General features: G+C 62.5%; 17 protein-coding genes and 1 pseudogene. 8 read left to right on the forward strand and 10 right to left on the reverse strand.

The genetic code is table 11. The features are described from left to right. Positions 1-52 precede the first annotated feature (52 nt). The 4 genes and pseudogenes from AYX22_RS18065 to AYX22_RS18080 form a co-directional block, all read right to left on the reverse strand. A complete protein-coding gene (locus AYX22_RS18065) occupies positions 53-1057 on the reverse strand; it encodes a hypothetical protein (protein WP_242703395.1) in 1005 nt (334 codons plus the stop codon). A 73-nt stretch (positions 1058-1130) separates the two neighbouring features. Next, positions 1131-1670, reverse strand: coding sequence for a hypothetical protein (locus AYX22_RS18070; protein WP_207597695.1), 540 nt, complete (start codon positions 1668-1670; stop codon positions 1131-1133). Positions 1671-2020: 350 nt separating this feature from the next. Next, positions 2021-2956: pseudogene (locus AYX22_RS18075) on the reverse strand (hypothetical protein). 391 nt (positions 2957-3347) lie between these two features. Next, positions 3348-3524: a hypothetical protein gene (locus tag AYX22_RS18080; protein WP_014922716.1), complete on the reverse strand. Its 177-nt coding sequence runs from the start codon at positions 3522-3524 to the stop codon at positions 3348-3350. Positions 3525-3894: 370 nt separating this feature from the next. Between AYX22_RS18080 and pucL the strand changes: the two genes are divergently transcribed. From pucL to AYX22_RS18095, 3 genes are all read left to right on the forward strand, one after another. Next, entirely contained in the window at positions 3895-4809 is a 915-nt protein-coding gene (pucL, locus tag AYX22_RS18085) for a factor-independent urate hydroxylase (protein ID WP_207594695.1), read from the forward strand. Between the two features lie 172 nt (positions 4810-4981). Continuing rightward, positions 4982-6490: a nucleobase:cation symporter-2 family protein gene (locus AYX22_RS18090; protein ID WP_207594697.1), complete on the forward strand. Its 1509-nt coding sequence runs from the start codon at positions 4982-4984 to the stop codon at positions 6488-6490. 177 nt (positions 6491-6667) lie between these two features. Then, positions 6668-7135 (forward strand): DUF2867 domain-containing protein, encoded by a 468-nt coding sequence (locus AYX22_RS18095; RefSeq protein ID WP_207594699.1) that lies wholly within the window; start codon positions 6668-6670, stop codon positions 7133-7135. Positions 7136-7202: 67 nt separating this feature from the next. Here AYX22_RS18095 and AYX22_RS18100 read toward each other — a convergent pair whose 3' ends face one another. After that, positions 7203-7958 (reverse strand): IclR family transcriptional regulator, encoded by a 756-nt coding sequence (locus AYX22_RS18100; protein ID WP_011776026.1) that lies wholly within the window; start codon positions 7956-7958, stop codon positions 7203-7205. A 221-nt stretch (positions 7959-8179) separates the two neighbouring features. On the opposite strand from AYX22_RS18100, the gene AYX22_RS18105 reads away from it, so the two are divergent. Genes AYX22_RS18105 through AYX22_RS18120 form a run of 4 tightly spaced genes read left to right on the forward strand, consistent with a single transcriptional unit; the run spans position 8180 to position 13289 of the window. Then, a complete protein-coding gene (locus AYX22_RS18105) occupies positions 8180-9580 on the forward strand; it encodes an NAD-dependent malic enzyme (protein WP_207594702.1) in 1401 nt (466 codons plus the stop codon). A 19-nt stretch (positions 9581-9599) separates the two neighbouring features. Further along, positions 9600-11198 carry a malate synthase A gene (gene aceB, locus AYX22_RS18110; protein ID WP_207594704.1) on the forward strand — a complete coding sequence of 533 codons (1599 nt, stop codon included), beginning with the start codon at positions 9600-9602 and terminating at the stop codon, positions 11196-11198. A 1-nt stretch (position 11199) separates the two neighbouring features. Beyond that, positions 11200-12462, forward strand: coding sequence for an aldolase (locus tag AYX22_RS18115; RefSeq protein WP_207594706.1), 1263 nt, complete (start codon positions 11200-11202; stop codon positions 12460-12462). Positions 12463-12476: 14 nt separating this feature from the next. Further along, positions 12477-13289 (forward strand): bifunctional allantoicase/(S)-ureidoglycine aminohydrolase, encoded by an 813-nt coding sequence (locus tag AYX22_RS18120; RefSeq protein ID WP_207594708.1) that lies wholly within the window; start codon positions 12477-12479, stop codon positions 13287-13289. A gap of 84 nt (positions 13290-13373) precedes the next feature. Here AYX22_RS18120 and AYX22_RS18125 read toward each other — a convergent pair whose 3' ends face one another. Together AYX22_RS18125 and AYX22_RS18130 are read right to left on the reverse strand one after the other, a co-directional pair. After that, the gene (locus AYX22_RS18125) at positions 13374-13685 is read right to left on the reverse strand and encodes a hypothetical protein (RefSeq protein ID WP_207594710.1); all 312 of its coding nucleotides are present in this window, start codon (positions 13683-13685) and stop codon (positions 13374-13376) included. 85 nt (positions 13686-13770) lie between these two features. Continuing rightward, the gene (locus tag AYX22_RS18130; RefSeq protein WP_207594712.1) at positions 13771-14085 is read right to left on the reverse strand and encodes an MmcQ/YjbR family DNA-binding protein; all 315 of its coding nucleotides are present in this window, start codon (positions 14083-14085) and stop codon (positions 13771-13773) included. Between the two features lie 68 nt (positions 14086-14153). Between AYX22_RS18130 and AYX22_RS18135 the strand changes: the two genes are divergently transcribed. Further along, a complete protein-coding gene (locus tag AYX22_RS18135; RefSeq protein ID WP_207597642.1) occupies positions 14154-14513 on the forward strand; it encodes a VOC family protein in 360 nt (119 codons plus the stop codon). A 16-nt stretch (positions 14514-14529) separates the two neighbouring features. Here the strand turns inward: AYX22_RS18135 and AYX22_RS18140 are convergent, their stop codons facing one another. From AYX22_RS18140 to AYX22_RS18150, 3 genes are read right to left on the reverse strand one after another with little or no spacing between them, the layout of a single operon-like run. Beyond that, complete coding sequence (locus tag AYX22_RS18140; RefSeq protein ID WP_207594714.1) at positions 14530-15438, reverse strand: carbohydrate ABC transporter permease; 909 nt, start codon at positions 15436-15438, stop codon at positions 14530-14532. A gap of 10 nt (positions 15439-15448) precedes the next feature. After that, positions 15449-16447, reverse strand: a complete 999-nt coding sequence (locus AYX22_RS18145) for a sugar ABC transporter permease (protein ID WP_207594715.1) — start codon at positions 16445-16447, stop codon at positions 15449-15451. Beyond that, positions 16447-17784 carry an extracellular solute-binding protein gene (locus tag AYX22_RS18150; protein WP_207594717.1) on the reverse strand — a complete coding sequence of 446 codons (1338 nt, stop codon included), beginning with the start codon at positions 17782-17784 and terminating at the stop codon, positions 16447-16449. Before AYX22_RS18150 ends, AYX22_RS18145 begins: the two co-directional genes overlap by 1 nt. Between the last annotated feature and the right edge of the window lie 87 nt (positions 17785-17871).

The raw sequence follows: 17871 nt of genomic DNA on the forward strand, positions 1-17871 counted from the left end.
TTCCGGCGATTTCGCACTATTCCGGCGATCTCGCTGCCGACCGCCAGTTGTATCAGATCGTGATCTTGTAGATGTGATGTGTGTACTCGTTGGCGAACGAGTCTGTGAACTTTCCGTTCTGGACAGAGATGGTGCGGTTCTCGCCCACAACCTCCACCTGCGTACCGGTGATCCCGGCCGGGAGGGTGAACGTCTTGGAACCTGTACCGCCGTTCAAGCCGATGCCTGCGAAGAGGTAGGCACTTCCATCCTTCGCCTTAAGCATCGTGTCCGTGCCCGCGGCGCCTGCGTCCCACACATAGCTCTGCGTGTTGAGTACAGGTGCCAAGGACTGGATACCGGCTAGGGCAGCCTTGATCTTCGCCTTCCTGTCAGCCGGCGCCTGAACCAGTGAGTACGTCCCGAAGCCTGCCTGGCCATTGTTGTTGTGCTGGAAGATACTGATCCCGCGTGCCTCATGGATGATGCCGGACCACATAGCGCCTTCCATCTGTTCCGGTGTGATGGTGCGGTCATTGGAGGCATTCAGGAACGGGCGTGCCGACTCAACAAATATCCAGTTCGGATGGATACCCGGCGTCGACTGGAACTTGCGCATCTGGTCAATCTGCCAGCCGTAGGCCGCCGAGGTAGCAGTGTTCGCACCCTCCGGCCATGCCGGCGTCCGGTTCAACTCGTCCTGCAGATCCGCCCGCGTGTACATGTAGTTATCCACGGATGCCGCGTCAACAGCAGACATGAAGTCATCCATGAGCCCCGGCGCCCAATAGGTTCCCAGGATGCCCTTGGAATAGTTGGCGAACGCAAACCTGCCGTCGTTGAACCCACGGATCTGGGCCACCTTGTTCTTCATCTGCTGAAGGTTCTGCTCATATGTTGAACCGTTGCAGCCAAGCCCCAGCATGTCGCACTCGTCATAGGTGTCCCAGCCAACCACGTTCGGGTTGCTGCCCACTTCACTCCGGGACCATTCTGTTCCGGCGATGACCAGCATTCCCGTGTTCGTAATGGACGCCATCGTGGAACCGTCATGCTCGGCGTTCTGGTAAACGTTCACGCCAATGTCCTTCAATTGGGTGGCGTGCTCAGGTTTTCCGTAATAGACGCTGACGGGGAACAGATTAGGGTTGTTAAGCTTCGCTGCGCCGGGGAACTTTGCCCAGTACGCAGGGCCACCATCCCAGGGAACCCGAGCCAGATTGGCGAGGGTGCCGGTGGTTGGAGTTGTGGGGGTTGGGGTGGGCGTCGGGGTGGGCGTCGGCGTCGGCGTCGGCGTCGGGCTTTCGCTCGTCTCCGTCGGCGTCGGCGTCGGCGTTGGCGTCGGGCCAACCGTCGCCGCACTCGGCGAAGGCGTCGGGGACGGGCTTTCGCTCGTCTCCGTCGGCGAAGGCGTCGGGGACGGGCTTTCGCTCGTCTCCGTCGGCGAAGGCGTCGGGGACGGGCTTTCGCTCGTCTCCGTCGGCGAAGGCGTCGGGGTCGGGCTTTCGCTCGTCTCCGTCGGCGAAGGCGTCGGGGTCGGGCTTACGGTAGTCGGACTCGGCGATGCTTCCGTGGCAGTTATAGTCGGTGTCGGTGTCGGCGTCGTGCACCCTGCCAGAGCCAACGCGATCACCGCCCCAAGCATTGAGACCTTGAGTTTCATGACAGTGTTCCTTTGGGGTAGCAGCCACAAGCAGGCTGCTGCGTTGCCGGAATCCCCACACCCGGCTCTCGTTGTCACCTGCCGAGGCAGGGATTTTCGGCCGGGGATCGTGACCCGGCACGGCTCGATGACGAGCGTCCGTATTACTCGACATGCTGCGGTGCGACGCGTGCGGACGTAAGGCCGGCGCCATCGAGCGAGCAAACGCAACCCCTCAGTCAGGGTCGCCACGGCCTTCAAGACCCAAGGGGGTGGCCGTCAGCCCAGCTTACGTGAAGCCCCCAGCGCCCCGCCGATTGTTACGCAGATCACATTCCACCATTTCGATGCTTCGCTGCGCATAAGACGGTAGGAGTCGCCCAATGCGCAGGGATTCGTCTATTCGGCCGCGCGGAGAGTTCGCAGCACGCGCATCTTGAAGTCGCGCTCCTGGAACAGATCCCGCCATTTGATGCGAATGAACCTCCAGCCGAGCTCAGTCAGGGCCTTTTCGCGCTGACGTTCTTGGAAGACAACCTCATCCGTTGGCGCGTAGTCGAAGTACTTGATCCTGCCGTCGAACTCCAAGGCCACCTTCTTGTCGCGCCAGGCTAAGTCCAAACGGTGCCGGCCCTCAACCGTGCGGACTTCCACCTGAAGTTCCGGTGACTCAATGCGGAGTCGCACCAGAAGTTCCCGACTTAGGGTCTCACCCGGAGACTCAGAGCGGGGATCGGCATTTTCCAAAGCCCGTCGCAGCGAAAGCACTCCGTTTCTGCCGGAGAGAGCTGCGCACAATTGGGCCAGCCTCGTCGCATCCGCACCAATGCGGAGAGCATGATCCATCAAGACAAGGCTCTGCCGGTAGTCCAACATCAGGCAACAGTCCACCACTGTCCGCTCCAGCGAAGTACACGGCAGCCCGTCCATGAGGACCACCTCGCCCTCCCCAAGCACTCTGGAATGGGCCGCTACATCGCGGCCATGCGAAATCGGCGACGGCGTCTTCTTCTGCGTAATGTGCACGCGGTCGTCAACATCCCACAGGAACAGGCGGTGGAGGCGGGCAGCGGAGGTGTGGCTGTAGACCAAGCCACCGCCCGACGTCGTGAGTGTCCCGTGGGCGTGCGCGGCGATCAGTTGCCGGCTTCGGACCCAAGGTTTTTGCGCCGCCTAGGTCCGCCCACGAATGTAGCAGCCTCGGCGGAGCCTCACCAGAACTCCCCCTCGCACTAGGGCTGCTATGGCCCGGGCATTGAATCCTGCCTCATTAAGCTGGCCTGTCCTCCACAAATCCATGCCGGGTGGGAGTTCCTTGGGGGCGGTAGTAGTCATGAGCCAACTTTCGCCAAGCCCGCGAGTCCGGGACAGGTGCGTACGGCCCTATGTGGAAAAGTCCGATTCGATGGCTTGCTGCGGGCTGGATGACTCCTACCGTCTAATCTGCAGCGAAGCATCTGCCTGGAGTCATTCCCGAGTTCCGGACAGACCGGGATCTCCCCCGAACCAGAATGCGTCGCGAGGCTAACCCAGCCCGATTCGATGGCTTGCTGCGGGCTAGATGACTCCTACCGTCTAGTCTGCAGCGAGGCATCGAAACGGGGGCCACAGCACTCGAGGCGGGCGGAGCGCACAGAAGGCGCACAAAAGCGGGCGACACCTCCCCAGGTATCGCCCGCTTCGTTGGCTCTGTTGCGCAGAGTCCGCGCCCCGAAGATGCAGGGTCTCAGGGGCGCTGCCGGCCGAATACCGGGAGTGCGCGCAGCCAACGGGAGAACCCGCCAGCCTTGCGGTCACAGTCGGCCGGAATGTAGAAGTCCGGATCTGTTGCACCGAAGGGCAGGTACAGCTCCTGACCGGGCGCCGGGAATTCCACGACGTTGTTCGTATCCTTCGAGTCCATCTGTTCCTCCTCTTTCTCATGCATGCAGTTTCCGCTCTTCGGAAAACTTTTATTGTTATGTGGAAAGTGTAGGCAGGCGGCAAGGCAAGCGTCAAGACCCCCGAAAAGCCAAACCGAGTTGCCCCGGTCACATTTGGATGGTTCATAACGATCCTTCGGAATCCATATACACAAGCCGAAATCATGCGCTACTCTCGAATGAGTTCGTGGCGTAGGTCACGTAACCTGAGAGCAGCAGGCAGGGTCGTAATGAGCTGGCATCAATGGATGTCGGCTCTTTTTTGTTGGGTCGGCTCCACCAGAAACGCGGTGGAAACACGCGCTTAATTTCATTGATGGAACGTAGGTTCCACCTCACAGAAGTTGGGATATGACCATGAGCAACAACATCGTCCTCGGCGAAAACCAGTACGGCAAAGCAGAAGTCCGCGTCGTCAAAGTCACTCGGGATACGGACCGCCACCACATCGAAGACCTGAACGTCACCTCGCAGCTGCGCGGCGACTTCCAGGCCGCGCACCTCGAAGGCGACAACGGCCACGTCGTTGCCACCGACACCCAGAAGAACACCGTTTATGCGTTCGCCCGTGAAGGCATCGGCTCCCCCGAGTCCTTCCTCCTGCGTCTTGCAGACCACTTCACAGGTGGGTTCGACTGGGTCACCGGCGGCCGCTGGGAAGCCGAGGCCTACAGCTGGGATCGCATCCAGGCCCATGGCGAGGGACACGACCACAGCTTCGTCCGCAACGGACAAGAGGTGCGTACCGCCGTCGTCGTCCGTGATGGCGCAACCACGCACCTTATTTCCGGCCTCAAGGACCTGACCGTCCTGAAGACCACGCAGTCCGGCTTTGTCGGCTACCCGCGCGACAAGTACACCACCCTGCCGGAGACCACCGACCGCATCCTGGCCACCGATGTATCCGCCCGCTGGCGCTACAACACCAACCTGGACTTCGCCGGCACGGACTTCAACAAGAGCTACGAGGACATCAAGGCACTCCTGCTGGAAGGCTTCACCGAGAACTACTCCCACGCCCTGCAGCAGACGCTGTTCGACATGGGCAAGAAGGTCCTGGAAGCACACAGCGAAGTGGACGAGATCAAGTTCTCCATGCCCAACAAGCACCACTTCCTGGTTGACCTGAGCCCATTCGGCCTGGACAACCCCAACGAGGTCTTCTTCGCCGCGGATCGCCCGTACGGCCTCATCGAAGCAACCGTCCAGCGCGAGAACATCGCCGCTGCCCCGGTTGCCTGGAGCGGCATCGCCGGCTTCTGCTAAGCCAGCACCTAAACCGCACTAAACCGCACCATCCAAGGGTTTGTGTGCAGGTCCCACTACTTGCGCCCCGCAAAGGACCTGCACACAAACCCAACCCTAAAACCCCAAGATTTTGTTAGCCAGACACAGTTAGCCAGACGAAGACGTCTGCCATGAACCCAGAAAGTCTGCCATGAACATCAAAAAGAAGTCCCGCCCTGCGAATACCACCTCTTCGCGGAAGCATCAGCCGGAACGCCCCGAGGACAAGCGCCTGTCAATTGGCAGCACCTTCGCTTACGGCTTCCAGCACGTCCTCACCATGTACGGCGGAATCATTGCCCCGCCGCTCATCATCGGTGCAGCTGCCGGCATGAACTCGCAGGACATCGGCCTCCTCATCGCCGCCTGTTTGTTTGTTGGCGGCCTGGCCACCATCCTGCAGACGGTTGGTATTCCGTTCTTCGGCTCGCAGTTGCCGCTGGTCCAGGGCGTGTCCTTCGCCGGTGTTTCCACCATGGTGGCGATCGTCCAAGGCGGCGGCGGGATACAGGCAGTGTTCGGCTCGGTCATTGTGGCATCGCTGATTGGCTTGGCGATCACCCCCCTGTTCTCCAAGATCATCAAATTCTTCCCACCAGTGGTCACGGGCACAGTCATCACCACCATCGGCCTGACGCTGATGCCGGTGGCGGCAAACTGGGCCATGGGCGGCAACGCCAAGTCCGACAACTACGGCAGCATGGCCAACATTGGGCTCGCAGCGGCAACCATGGGCGTCGTCCTTCTCCTGAGCAAGGTTGGCAACGCCGCCATCTCCCGGCTCTCCATCCTGCTGGCCATGGTCATCGGCACCATCATCGCCCTCATTGCAGGCATGGCCGACTTCTCCAAGGTTGGCCAAGGCGACATCGTCGCGTTCCCCACACCGTTCGCTTTCGGCGCGCCGACCTTTGAAATCGCCGCCATCATCTCCATGCTCATCGTCATCCTGGTCACCCTGACAGAGACCTCGGCCGACATCATCGCAGTGGGCGAGATCGTGGACACCAAGGTGGACTCCCGCCGCATCGGCGACGGCCTCCGCGCAGATATGCTCTCCAGCGCCATCTCCCCGCTGTTCAACTCCTTCACGCAGAGCGCCTTCGCCCAGAACGTGGGACTGGTGGCCATCACGGGCATCAAGAGCCGCTTCGTGGTCAGCGCCGGCGGCCTTATCCTGGTGATCCTCGGCCTCTTGCCGATCCTGGGCCGCGTTGTAGCAGCGGTTCCGACGCCCGTTTTGGGCGGCGCCGGTGTGGTGCTGTTCGGCACGGTGGCCGCCAGCGGTATCCGCACCTTGGCCAAGGTGGAGTACAAGAACAACATGAACCTGATCATCGTCGCGGCATCCATCGGCTTCGGCATGATCCCCATCGCCGCACCGTCCTTCTACGACGCGTTCCCGTCCTGGTTCTCCACGATCTTCCACTCCGGCATCAGCTCGGCAGCCGTCATGGCCATCCTGCTGAACATCCTCTTCAACCACTTCAAAGCCGGCAATTCAGACAACCAGTCGGTGTTCGTCGCCGGTACTGACCGGGTTGTCAGCGAAGAGGACATCAAGTGCCTGAGCGAAGGCGACCGCTTCGAAAACGGCAAGCTCATCGACGCCGACGGCAAGGAAGTCCCGCTCAAGACCTCCAGCGCGTCGGAGCACTAGCTTTCAACCGGGCAAACAACAGCAGGCGGCAGTGTTTCCTTGGGGGACACTGCCGCCTTTTGTCGCCTCGCGCGGAAAGCGGACAGGAACAGAATGTACGACGCCGGAACCCGCCCACGTGGCGCCCTCGCCACCGCAGGCACTCGCTTCCCACGCGCCGCGCCGTAGGATCAGCCCATGACCGAACAGGCTCCTTGCTTCCACTCATTGGCCTTACGCAAGATCCCGACGCCGGACTATGCGGACGTCTGCTTGGCCGTCCTTCCCCAAGGGGCCGGCACGGACCCCACGGAATGGGCAGAGCGGCTGTTCGCCGTGGAGTCCATGCCCCGCTGGGTTGCCGGAGCCATGGGTTTGCGGCAGGCACTGGTCCCTTTGATCGGCGTTCCCAAGGCCCCGCTGGACACATTCAGAGTGACGGAGCAGTCCGGGGAAGAAGCCCTGATTTTTGTCCGGGACAAACACCTGGACTTCGCGGCCGCCGTCGGAGTCGATCCGGTGGGCCGACTGATCAGGGTGACCACCGCCGTCGTACTTAAGGGGTGGCGGGGGAAGCTGTACTTCAGCCTCGTGCGGCCGGTGCACCCCATTGTGGTGAACTCCATGCTGAAGAAAGCCACCCGCCCACAACCAACGCCGAGGTAACAAAAGATGGCAATGCTTTGGGAAACATTGCCATCAAATGACACCTCGGCGGGTGCGGGCGGTAAGCCTAGTTCTGGTTCAGCTCCGCGGAGATCGCCATGGCAGCTTCACGCAGCATGGGCACGGCGCGGTCAGCGAAGCTCTGGTCAACGCGGGTGATCGGTCCGGACACGGAGATTGCGGTGGGCGTGGGCGCGTTGGGCACGGCCATCGCGAAGCAACGGACGCCGAGCTCCTGCTCTTCCTCGTCAATGGAGTAGCCACGTTCGCGGATGAGCTTGAGGTCAGCAAGCAGGGAGTCGATGTCGCCGATGCTCTTGGCCGTGGGAGTGGGCATGCCGGTGCGGGCCACGATGCCGCGGACAACCTCGTCGTCCAACTGGGCGAGGATGGCTTTGCCCACGCCGGTATCGTGCGTGTGGGCGCGGCGGCCGACCTCGGTGAACATGCGCATGGAGTGCATGGACGGGACCTGGGCCACGTAGATGACCATGTCCGAATCAAGGACGGCCATGTTGGAGGTCTCGCCGAGGCGTTCCACCAGTGTCTTGAGCTGCGGACGGGCCACTGCGCCGAGTTGCTTGCTGGCACCTTCGCCGAGCCGGATCAGGCGCGGGCCCAAGGCGTAGCGGCGGTTGGGCAGCTGGCGGATGTAGCCCAGGGACACCAGCGTGCGGAGCAGGCGGTGGATGGTGGGCAAGGGCAGGTCGGTGGACGACGAGAGTTCGCTGAGCGTGACGTCGCCGCCCGCGTCCGTGATCAGTTCCAGCAGTTCAAAGACGCGCTCAACGGACTGCACGCCTCCGGAGGCTTTTTCAGCCATTCCCTTGTCTCCCATGACTCAGATTCCGACAACTCTTATCCGCATCGTGAAAAGAATTGCTTAGAACACCCAACATACAGCACAGCGCGCACCTGCGCGATGACACCGAACATGACCAAGCAAGGGGTTGTGTTTCCACTTTGTAGATAATAATATCCATAATACGAAAACATTCAGTTTGGAACGGCGGCCCGGGAACGGGCCTTACAGGAGGAATTTCAATGGCGAATCCGAGCCCCGGAAACTCGATCACCCTGCGCGTCGCCGCACCGTCGAGCTTCACCGCTACCAGCGAACTGGCAGCAGCCGTCGGCGCAGCCGGTGCAGCAATCACCGCCCTGGACGTCACGGAATCCCACCACGAGACGATCGTTGTTGACGTCACCTGCAACACCACCGACGACGACCATGCAGCCCGCGTGAAGGACGCCCTGAACGCCCTCGACGGCGTCACCGTCCAGCACGTCTCGGACCGCACCTTCCTCATGCACCTCGGCGGCAAGCTCGAAGTCGTCCCCAAGGTAGCCCTGCGCAACCGTGACGATCTTTCACGCGCCTACACTCCCGGCGTCGCGCGTGTTTGCATGGCCATTGCCGAAGACCCGGCCGCAGCCCGCAACCTGACCGTCAAGCGCAACACCATCGCCGTCCTCACCGACGGCTCGGCCGTGCTGGGCCTGGGCAACATCGGCCCCGCCGCTGCACTTCCCGTGATGGAAGGCAAGGCAGCACTCTTCAAGCAGTTCGCCAACGTTGACGCCTGGCCGGTCTGCCTGGATACCCAGGACACTGAAGAAATCATCATGATCGCCAAGGCCATGGCCCCCGTCTACGGTGGCATCAACCTTGAAGACATCGCCGCACCGCGCTGCTTCGAGATCGAGAACCGCCTCCGCGAAGAACTCGACATCCCCGTCTTCCACGATGACCAGCACGGCACAGCGATCGTCACGCTGGCTGCCCTTGTCAACGCCCTCCGCGTGGTGGACAAGAAGCTCTCCGAGGTCAAGATCGTGGTTTCGGGCGTCGGCGCTGCCGGCTCGGCCATCATCCAGCTTCTCAAGGCCCAGGGCGCGCAGCACATCATCGCCGCCGGCCGCTCCGGCGCCATCCACTCCGGCGAGGAATATGGCGACGAGCACCGCAGCTGGATTGCCGCGAACACCAATGAAGAAGGCTTCTCCGGAACCCTGCACGACGCCCTCAAGGGAGCGGACGTCTTCATCGGCGTCAGTGCCCCGCACGTGATCGGCGAAGAGCAGGTGGCCTCCATGGCCGAGGATGCAATCGTGTTCGCCATGGCCAACCCGACGCCGGAAATCGATCCGGTGATCGCGTCGAAGCACGCAGCCGTGGTTGCTACCGGCCGCAGCGACTTCCCGAACCAGATCAACAACGTGCTGGCCTTCCCCGGCTTCTTCCGCGGACTGCTGGACGCCGGAGCATCGGACATTACGCCGAACATGCTGGTGGCCGCAGCCGAGGCCATTGCCAACCGGGTAGCTGACGATGAGCTCAACGCGAGTTACATTATCCCCAGCGTCTTCGATCCCCATGTTGCCGCCGATGTGGCCAGTGCCGTAGCAGCAGCTGCGCATGCCAACGCCGCCAGCGCACTCTAGAAAAAAGGAATCCGCTCACATGGCTATCACAGTCACCGATCCCCGGCCGATCGATCGCGCCGAGGAAATCCTCACTCCCAAGGCACTGGCCTTCGTCGAGGAACTGCACAGGCGCTTCGCCGGCACCCGCAACGACCTCCTTGAAGCCCGTAAAGTCAAGCGCCAGAAGGTTGCCGACACGTCCCGCCTGGACTTCCTCCCGGAGACCCAGGACATCCGCGACGGCGACTGGAAGGTCGCCGAGGCACCGGCAGCCTTGCAGGACCGCCGGGTCGAAATGACCGGCCCGGCAACCCCGGCCAAGATGGCCATCAACGCCCTGAACTCCGGCGCCAAGGTGTGGCTGGCGGACCTCGAAGATGCCAGCACGCCCACGTGGCCCAACGTCATCGACGCCATCCTCAACCTTCGCGACGCCGCCCAGGGAACCCTGAGCTACACCTCGCCGGAAGGCAAGGAATACCGACTTCGCACGGACGCTCCCCTGGCTGTCGTTGTCGCCCGCCCCCGCGGCTGGCACATGGAAGAACGCCACCTGCTGATCGACGGCGAACCCGCCGTGGGTGCGTTGGTGGACTTCGGCCTGCACTTCTTCCACATCGCCAAGCAGCTGCTCCTCAACGGCCACGGCCCGTACTACTACCTGCCCAAGATGGAGAGCCACCTGGAGGCACGCCTCTGGAACGACGTCTTCGTTTTCGCCCAGGATTTCCTCGGCATCCCGCAGGGCAGCGTCCGCGCCACGGTGCTCATCGAAACCATCCCGGCGGCGTTCGAGATGGACGAGATCCTCTACGAACTGCGCGATCACGCCTCGGGCCTGAACGCCGGCCGCTGGGACTACCTCTTCAGCATCATCAAGTACTTCCGTGATGCCGGCGAAGAGTTCGTCCTCCCGGACCGCGCCACCGTTGCCATGACGGCACCGTTCATGCGGGCCTACACCGAACTCCTGGTCAAGACCTGCCACAAGCGCGGCGCCTTCGCCATGGGTGGCATGGCCGCCGTCATCCCCAACCGCAAGCAGCCCGACGTCACCGCCGCAGCCTTCGACAAGGTCCGCGCCGACAAGACCCGCGAGGCAAACGATGGCTTTGACGGTTCCTGGGTGGCCCACCCGGACCTGGTTCCCACGTGCCGCGAGGTGTTCGATTCCGTGCTGGGTGACCGTCCCAACCAGCTGGACAAGCAGCGCCCCGAGGTGAGCGTCACGGCTGAGCAGCTGATCGACGTCGCATCAGCCGAAGGCCACGTCACCGAAGCCGGCCTGCGGCTGAACCTGTACGTCGCCGTCGCTTACACGGGCGTGTGGATCTCCGGCAGCGGTGCCGTGGCCATCCACAACCTCATGGAGGATGCCGCAACCGCGGAGATCTCCCGCTCGCAGGTCTGGCAGCAGATCCGTAACAAGTCAGTGCTCGCGGACACGGGCAACACCGTGACCCGCGAACTCGTCACCCGGATCCTGGGCGAAGAGACCGAGCGCCTGCGCATCGAATTCGGCGACGAGAACTTCACCAAGTACTACGAGCCGGCGTCGAAGCTGATCGAGGACATCTGTTTGTCCGACGATTACACCGACTTCCTCACCACGCCCGCGTATGAGCTGGTGGGCTGAGATGGGCTCATTCTCTGCATCCGATCTGGCCCACATCGAGTCGCAGCTTGCCGCGACGGACCAGCTGCTCGACCGGAACTACCCTGGCGACGACGGCTCACGACAGCCCATCCACACCGTCTACATCCCGGCTGACCGCTTCACACCAGCTCTCGCAGCTGAGTGGGGCGCCCAGGCCCTCGCGACGGCGGAAGCGCACGGCGGCCTTGAAAAGCTGGGTCAGCTGTTGGGCCAGGAGCCTCACTTGGCTGCTGCTGTTGCCGAACGGGTTGCTGCAAAGCTTTCGGCTGAGCCGATCGAGGACCTGCGTTTGGACTTCGAAGACGGCTACGGCGACCGCGGGGATGAGGCAGAAGACGCCGACGCCGTTGCTGCCGCCAAGGCTGTTGCAGCCGCAGTTGCGGCCGGAACAGCTCCGCCGTTCATCGGCATCCGCTTCAAGTGCTTCGAAGCCCCCACCCGGGCCCGCGGCCTCAAGACCCTGGACCTGTTCGTCTCTACTTTGGCTGAGTCCGGCGAGCTCCCCGCCGGCCTGGTCCTTACCCTGCCCAAGGTCACCACTGTGGCACAGGTCCAGGCCATGGACTTCGCAGTGTCCCGCCTGGAGGAAGTCCACGGGCTTCCCGCCGGACGGCTACGTTTTGAGGTCCAGGTGGAAACACCGCAGCTCATCATCGGCGCCGACGGAACCTCACCTGTTGCCCAGCTCCCCCACGTTGTTCCGGGACGCATCAGCGCCCTGCACTACGGGACCTACGACTACAGCGCATCATTGGGAATCTCCGCGGAATACCAGTCCATGGAGCACCCGGTGGCCGACTTCGCCAAGGAAGTCATGCAGCTCGCTGTTGCCGGCACGGGCATCCGTCTCTCCGACGGTTCCACCAACATCATTCCCGTGGGCGATGCCGTGGAAGATGCTTGGAAACTGCACGGCCGACTGGTCCGACGTTCCCTGGAAAACGGCTACTACCAGGGGTGGGACCTCCACGCCGCCCAACTGCCCAGCCGCTTCTCGGCGTCGTACGCTTTCTACCGCGAAGGCCTGCCCGCCGCGGCGCTCCGCCTCCGCAACTACGTCGAACGCACCGAAGGCGGCGTTATGGATGAGCCCGCCACCGCCCGCGCGCTTGCCGGCTTCGTCCTCCGCGGCGTCCAGTGCGGCGCAGTGGGGACCGACGAGGTCAAGGCGCTTGCCGGCGTCGAACTTTCACAGCTGACCGCACTGGCGCACCCGCGGCTCGCACAACCAACTTCGCACTGATAGGAGCAATTCGCATGGGCAAGTATTACTACCCGCAGGGCGGCCTGCCGCCGCAGACGCAGCTGACCACCGAACGGGCGATCGTCACCGAGGCCTACACGGTGATCCCCAAGGGCGTGATGACGGACATCGTCACCAGCAACCTGCCGGGTTTCTCCAACACGCGGTCATGGATCATCGCGCGGCCGATCTCCGGTTTCGCCACCACGTTCTCGCAGCTGATCGTTGAGATCGGCCCTGGCGGCGGGGCTCCCAAAGCCGAGTTCGAGGCCGGGGTTGAAGGCGTCATCTTCGTCACCAAGGGCCAGGTGAACCTGACCCTCGACGGCGAACTGCACCACCTCGAAGAGGGTGGCTACGCCTACCTCGCTGCCGGTGCAGAGTGGGGCTTGGAGAACGTTTCCGACGACATCGTGTCCTTCCACTGGATCCGCAAGGCCTACGAGCGGCTCGAAGGGTTCGAAGCCAAGTCCTTCGTCACCAACGAGAAGGACGTGGAGCCCACCTCCATGCCGGACACCGACGACGTCTGGAAGACCACGCGCTTCACGGACTCCAGCGACCTCGCGCACGACATGCAGGTCAACATCGTCACCTTCCAGCCCGGCGGTGTGATCCCCTTCCCGGAGACGCACGTCATGGAGCACGGCCTGTACGTGCTTGAGGGCAAGGCCATGTACCTGCTCAACAACGACTGGGTTGAGGTGGAGGCCGGCGACTTCATGTGGCTGCGCGCGTTCTGCCCCCAGGCTTGCTACGCCGGCGGTCCGGGCGAGTTCCGTTACCTGCTCTACAAGGACATGAACCGCCAGGTGAAGCTCACCTAGTCTGTTGTTTGCTTGCGCCGAGATCGCCGGAACGCTGCCAGTTCGCCTGGAGCTTTCCGGCGATTTCGCGTTTCTGCGGCGGACTCAGCGCTCTGGGTGGCTTCTGCGACGGCCGACGGCGAGTCCCGCCCAGAACGCGAGGACCAACAGGCCACCCCCCGCCACGGCCAAGCCGAGCTGGGTCCCTTTACTCACGAAGGAGCCGTTGTCCCCTACGAACACACTGTCGCTCAGTGGCGCGTAGGCAAACCAGCCAATCTGGTCACTCATGCCGTTCCACGCCACGATCACGCCCACAACCACGGCGATTAACCCCAGCAAAGGTACGACGACGGCTGCCAGTTTGCGGGCAGGCTGCGGTGTGTTGTGTTCCCCAAGTGTGTTGTGATCCCCCATGCGGCCGAGTCTAGCCCGACCGCCCGCATCCAACTGGGTAACAGCACATGTTCTACTGAGCGCTCAATGGGACGTTTGCTGTTACTCAGTTGGGTTTGCCTGGGCCGCCGGCGATTCGGTACGACTCCTGCAGCAGCTCATCCAACTCGTCCGTGCCGATTCGCTCGAGCCTGATCAGCATGAGTTGCGGGGATTGGTCGTGATGTGGGGTCCAGAAGAAGGTATCCGGATTCATGGCTGCGAGCGCTTCGCGTTCATCGGTTTTGACGGTGCCCACGCCTTCTTCCCAGATGCGGGCCATGAGGGTCTTTGCGAACCAGGCGGGCTGTCCCCAACTGGGACGCTCACTTACACCGGGCATGCCCAGGCAGATGCGCCGGATATCGTCTTCTGTGGCCATGGTTCACTGTGGCACTGGTGCTGCGCAATGGACAAGACATGCCAGTTCACCGCCGCTACGCTGGCCCCATGTTGACTATCGGCAGCACAGTCCTGGGCATCAATGACATGGCCCGCGCCACCCGGTTCTGGCACCAAGCCCTTGGATACGTCCCACGGGAACCGGGCGATGACACGTGGGTGATCCTGGAACCGGCGTCCGGCACCGGACCCCAACTGGCCCTCATGCTCAGTGAAACACCGGTACAGGATCACCCCCGCACTCACCTTGACCTCTACGCGGATGACCAGGCTGCCGAGGTGGAGCGGCTCATCGGGCTCGGCGCCCAACGAGTTGACTGGGACCTGTACCCCGAGGATCCGGACTTCGTGGTCCTCGCTGACCCGGACGGCAACCGCTTCTGCGTGATCGACAAAAGTCCGCGGTAGCCCCGGCGTCGGGGGTCTATTTGCCCATCCCCAGCGTCAGTCCCTCGGTGAGGCGCCTGCCCAGCCACACGTAGATAACCAGCATGGGCAGCACAACCATCACAAGGCCGGCAAACAGCCCGCCCCAGTCAGCGCCCGAGTAAGTCTGCTGCTGAACGAACGAAATCAGCGCTACCGGGAGCGTGTACTTCTCAGTGGATTGCAGCAGGGTCAAGGCCAGAAGGGTTTCGTTCCAGTGCGAGATGACCTGGAGGATGAAGGCTGTGAGGATGCCTCCCTTGGCCAAGGGCAGGGTGATGCGCCAAAACGTTCCGAAGGCCGTGGTCCCGTCCAGGGCTGCGGCTTCTTCCATCTCCAGGGGGAGGGAACGGAAGAAGGCGGTCAGCAGGAAGACCGTGAAGGGCATGGAAACCCCAATGTAGACGAGGTTCAATCCGATGATGCTGTCCGTGAGATACACCTTGTTCAGCATGACGAAGAGTGGAATCAGAATGACCTGCGCCGGAATACCCAGGCCCAGGATGAAGTAGAGGCTCAGGCCGCGGGTCAGCCTGTTGTCCACACGGCTCAGGTAGTAGGCACACGGCGCGGCGATGGCGACCGTCAGGACCGAGGACACCACCGTGGTCAGCAGGCTGTTCCATGTGGCCACCGCGAAGTCTCCCACCGTCCAGGCCCGCACGAAGTTGCCGAAGTCCAGGGACGACGGCACCCCCCAAGGGTCATCAAGAATGGCACGGGTATCCCGAAATGCCTGTGCCACCATCCACACCAGTGCCGCGATGCTGATCGCGACCACCAACCACAGCAGACCCACCCCGATCCCACGGACCACGCTGCGCTCGCCGCGCAACGCGGGACTGACGCCCCGGCGTCCCCGCCTGCGGGTGGTAGCCATGGGTCCCAGCAGTTTGTATTCGCTCATGACATTTCCTTTAGAACTCGACGGCGTCGCGACGCATTGCGCGGCGCAGCAGGACAACCAGGATGGAGATCAGCGCCAGGGACAACACGGCAGAGGCCGTTGCGGCTCCATAGGCCGGCGTGGACTGTCCGGAGAAGGCGTTGACGTAGGTGTAGACGGCGGCCGTCCAGCTCTGGGTTGGCGGCACCCCGGCCCCGGAACTTCCACCGAAGACCCAGACGATCTCGAAGATCTTCACCGACGAGATGGTCCACAGCACGGCACAGGTACCGAAGACGTCCCAGGTCAGCGGGAGGATGACATACCGCAGCCTCTGGAACGCGGTGGCCCCGGCCAGTGCACAGTCCTCGTAGTAGTAAGGCGGAATACGGTCGACGCCGGCCATCAGGATGGTGGTGAAGTAGCCGGTGGTAGTGCAGACCAGCGTGACCATGATGAGCGGGAAGATGTTGTCCTGCGCCAGCCACTTTGGCGGATCCGTCACACCAAGAGGTGCCAGGATGCTGTTCACCATGCCGCCCGGGTTGAAGATGAAGCCTGCCAGGACGCCGAACACGAGCGCGTTGATGAGGTGCGGGAAGAAGATGACGTTACGGACCACTTTCTTCCCTGCCATGTCCCGGAGGACGAGCGTCATGGCAAAAGCGAGAATGAAGATCGCGGCTCCCACCACGAACAGCAGAAGCAGGGTGTTGCCGAACGATGACAGGAACAGCGGGTCCCGGAAAATCCGGCCGTAATTGTCCAGGCCCACGAATTTCATGGGTCCGGAACCTGCCCACTTGTGGAGGCTGATCCAGACTGCGCCCAGGGCGGGGACGATGAAGAGGACGGTGTACAAGACGAATGCCGGACCCACGAAGGGAATCAGCAGTTTCTTGCGCTGCACGTCAATGGAACTTCCCGGCCGGCGGCCTTGAGCTGATGCCCTTGTGGCCACTGGATTGCGGGAGGCCGGATTCTGCAGTGCCGCTTTCCTGGCGCGTGGCTCCTTCAGACCCACGGACATCAGCCGTTGTCCTTCCAGTACTGGATCTGGGCTTCCTTCATCTTGGCCACGAACTCTGCGGCTGTGGTCTTTCCAAGGAACAGTTCATCGTCCCTGGGGAAGAAGACTTTCTCGGTGTAACCGGGGAACGTCACGCCGTCGTTCTGCAGGTGCGTGGCCGGAGCGGCGTCGATGGCGGCTTTGACGCTTGCGACGGCGGGGTCCACCGGTGCGTCCTGCCTCACCGGCAGCACCTTGGCGTCTGTTCCGAGGGCGTCCTGGTACTTGGCGCCCAGCAGGTACGCCGCAAGTCGCTGGGCAGGAACCTGGTTCTTGGATTTTGCTGGAACAGCGAAACCAATGAAGTCCACGCGGGCACTGGCTGGCTTGCCGCCGATGGCCGGAAACTGGAAGGAGGAATATTCGAAGCCGGGTGCGGCATATGAGCCGGTTTCCGTGGGCGTCCATGAGCCGTTGAGGATCAGTGCCGCATCGCCGTTCGCCCAGAGCTGTTGTTGCGCCGGGAACTTGCTGGCGTTGTAGCCACTGTTGAGGTATCCGCCCTTAACCAGGGTTTCCACCTTTCGGGCTGCTTCAAGGACAGCGGGATCGTCCCACCCTTCACCGGACTTGTCTTCGGCGAGGGCCTTGAAGCTGCCTGCGCCTTTGAGCCGGAGCAGCGCGGTGACGAACCATGTGGAGTTGTAGCCGGCGATGTCACCGTCCGCGGCAATGGGTGCTGTTCCACCGGCCTTCAGCTTGTCCAGGACCTCAATAAATTCATCCCAGGTTGCGGGCGGCGTGGCTTTGAGCTCCGGGTGTTTGGCGGCATCGAACCAGATGCCGTCGGAGCTGATGCTGTAGGGAACCATCCAGGGCTGTCCGTCTTCTCCCTTGAAGACGCCGTTGCTGGTGAACTTCTCCGGGATCACTGAGCTGACGGTCTTCCCATCCAGCTCGTACGAGTAGACGGACGTCAGGGGGCTGGCTTGCCCGGTTTCGCCGATCACCGGGGCGAGCTTGGCGAGCGTTCCGTCCACCAGGTCCGGGACGTTGTTGGTGTTCAGCGCGGGGACGAGCTTTTCGGTGTTGCTTCGTCCCTGCCATTGGACGCTGACTTTGGCTCCGGTTTCTTTTTCGAAGTCCGCGATGGCAGTGGCGATGACCTTTTGCTGTGGTTCGCCGTCCTTCCACATCGACCAATAGTTGATGGTCTGGCCGGAAATGGACCCGGAAATATCCACGGCTTCGGCGGCCGGGGAGGCATCGGTGGCTCCGCCGCAAGCAGTGGTGGACAAGGCAAGCGCTGCACCCAACAGTGCGGCCAGCGGGCGAAGATGACGGGCTGTTTTGCCCATGGGAATCACCTTTCGAGTGAGGGGGAACCAGCCGGATGCGGTTCAGTGAGACGACTCTCACAGCCCCCGAAAGCAGGATTCAATGAG

Origin of the sequence: Arthrobacter sp. D5-1 (assembly GCF_017357425.1) — a bacterium.
In the GTDB taxonomy this organism is placed as follows: domain Bacteria; phylum Actinomycetota; class Actinomycetes; order Actinomycetales; family Micrococcaceae; genus Arthrobacter.

Excerpts from the sequence above, each read along its gene's own strand:
- AYX22_RS18080 (WP_014922716.1), bottom strand. The coding sequence starts at position 3,524 with ATGGACTCGAAGGATACGAACAACGTCGTGGAATTCCCGGCGCCCGGT.
- pucL (WP_207594695.1), top strand. The coding sequence starts at position 3,895 with ATGACCATGAGCAACAACATCGTCCTCGGCGAAAACCAGTACGGCAAA.
- AYX22_RS18090 (WP_207594697.1), top strand. The coding sequence starts at position 4,982 with ATGAACATCAAAAAGAAGTCCCGCCCTGCGAATACCACCTCTTCGCGG.
- AYX22_RS18095 (WP_207594699.1), top strand. The coding sequence starts at position 6,668 with ATGACCGAACAGGCTCCTTGCTTCCACTCATTGGCCTTACGCAAGATC.
- AYX22_RS18100 (WP_011776026.1), bottom strand. The coding sequence starts at position 7,958 with ATGGCTGAAAAAGCCTCCGGAGGCGTGCAGTCCGTTGAGCGCGTCTTT.
- AYX22_RS18105 (WP_207594702.1), top strand. The coding sequence starts at position 8,180 with ATGGCGAATCCGAGCCCCGGAAACTCGATCACCCTGCGCGTCGCCGCA.
- aceB (WP_207594704.1), top strand. The coding sequence starts at position 9,600 with ATGGCTATCACAGTCACCGATCCCCGGCCGATCGATCGCGCCGAGGAA.
- AYX22_RS18115 (WP_207594706.1), top strand. The coding sequence starts at position 11,200 with ATGGGCTCATTCTCTGCATCCGATCTGGCCCACATCGAGTCGCAGCTT.
- AYX22_RS18120 (WP_207594708.1), top strand. The coding sequence starts at position 12,477 with ATGGGCAAGTATTACTACCCGCAGGGCGGCCTGCCGCCGCAGACGCAG.
- AYX22_RS18125 (WP_207594710.1), bottom strand. The coding sequence starts at position 13,685 with ATGGGGGATCACAACACACTTGGGGAACACAACACACCGCAGCCTGCC.
- AYX22_RS18130 (WP_207594712.1), bottom strand. The coding sequence starts at position 14,085 with ATGGCCACAGAAGACGATATCCGGCGCATCTGCCTGGGCATGCCCGGT.
- AYX22_RS18135 (WP_207597642.1), top strand. The coding sequence starts at position 14,154 with ATGTTGACTATCGGCAGCACAGTCCTGGGCATCAATGACATGGCCCGC.
- AYX22_RS18140 (WP_207594714.1), bottom strand. The coding sequence starts at position 15,438 with ATGAGCGAATACAAACTGCTGGGACCCATGGCTACCACCCGCAGGCGG.
- AYX22_RS18145 (WP_207594715.1), bottom strand. The coding sequence starts at position 16,447 with ATGTCCGTGGGTCTGAAGGAGCCACGCGCCAGGAAAGCGGCACTGCAG.
- AYX22_RS18150 (WP_207594717.1), bottom strand. The coding sequence starts at position 17,784 with ATGGGCAAAACAGCCCGTCATCTTCGCCCGCTGGCCGCACTGTTGGGT.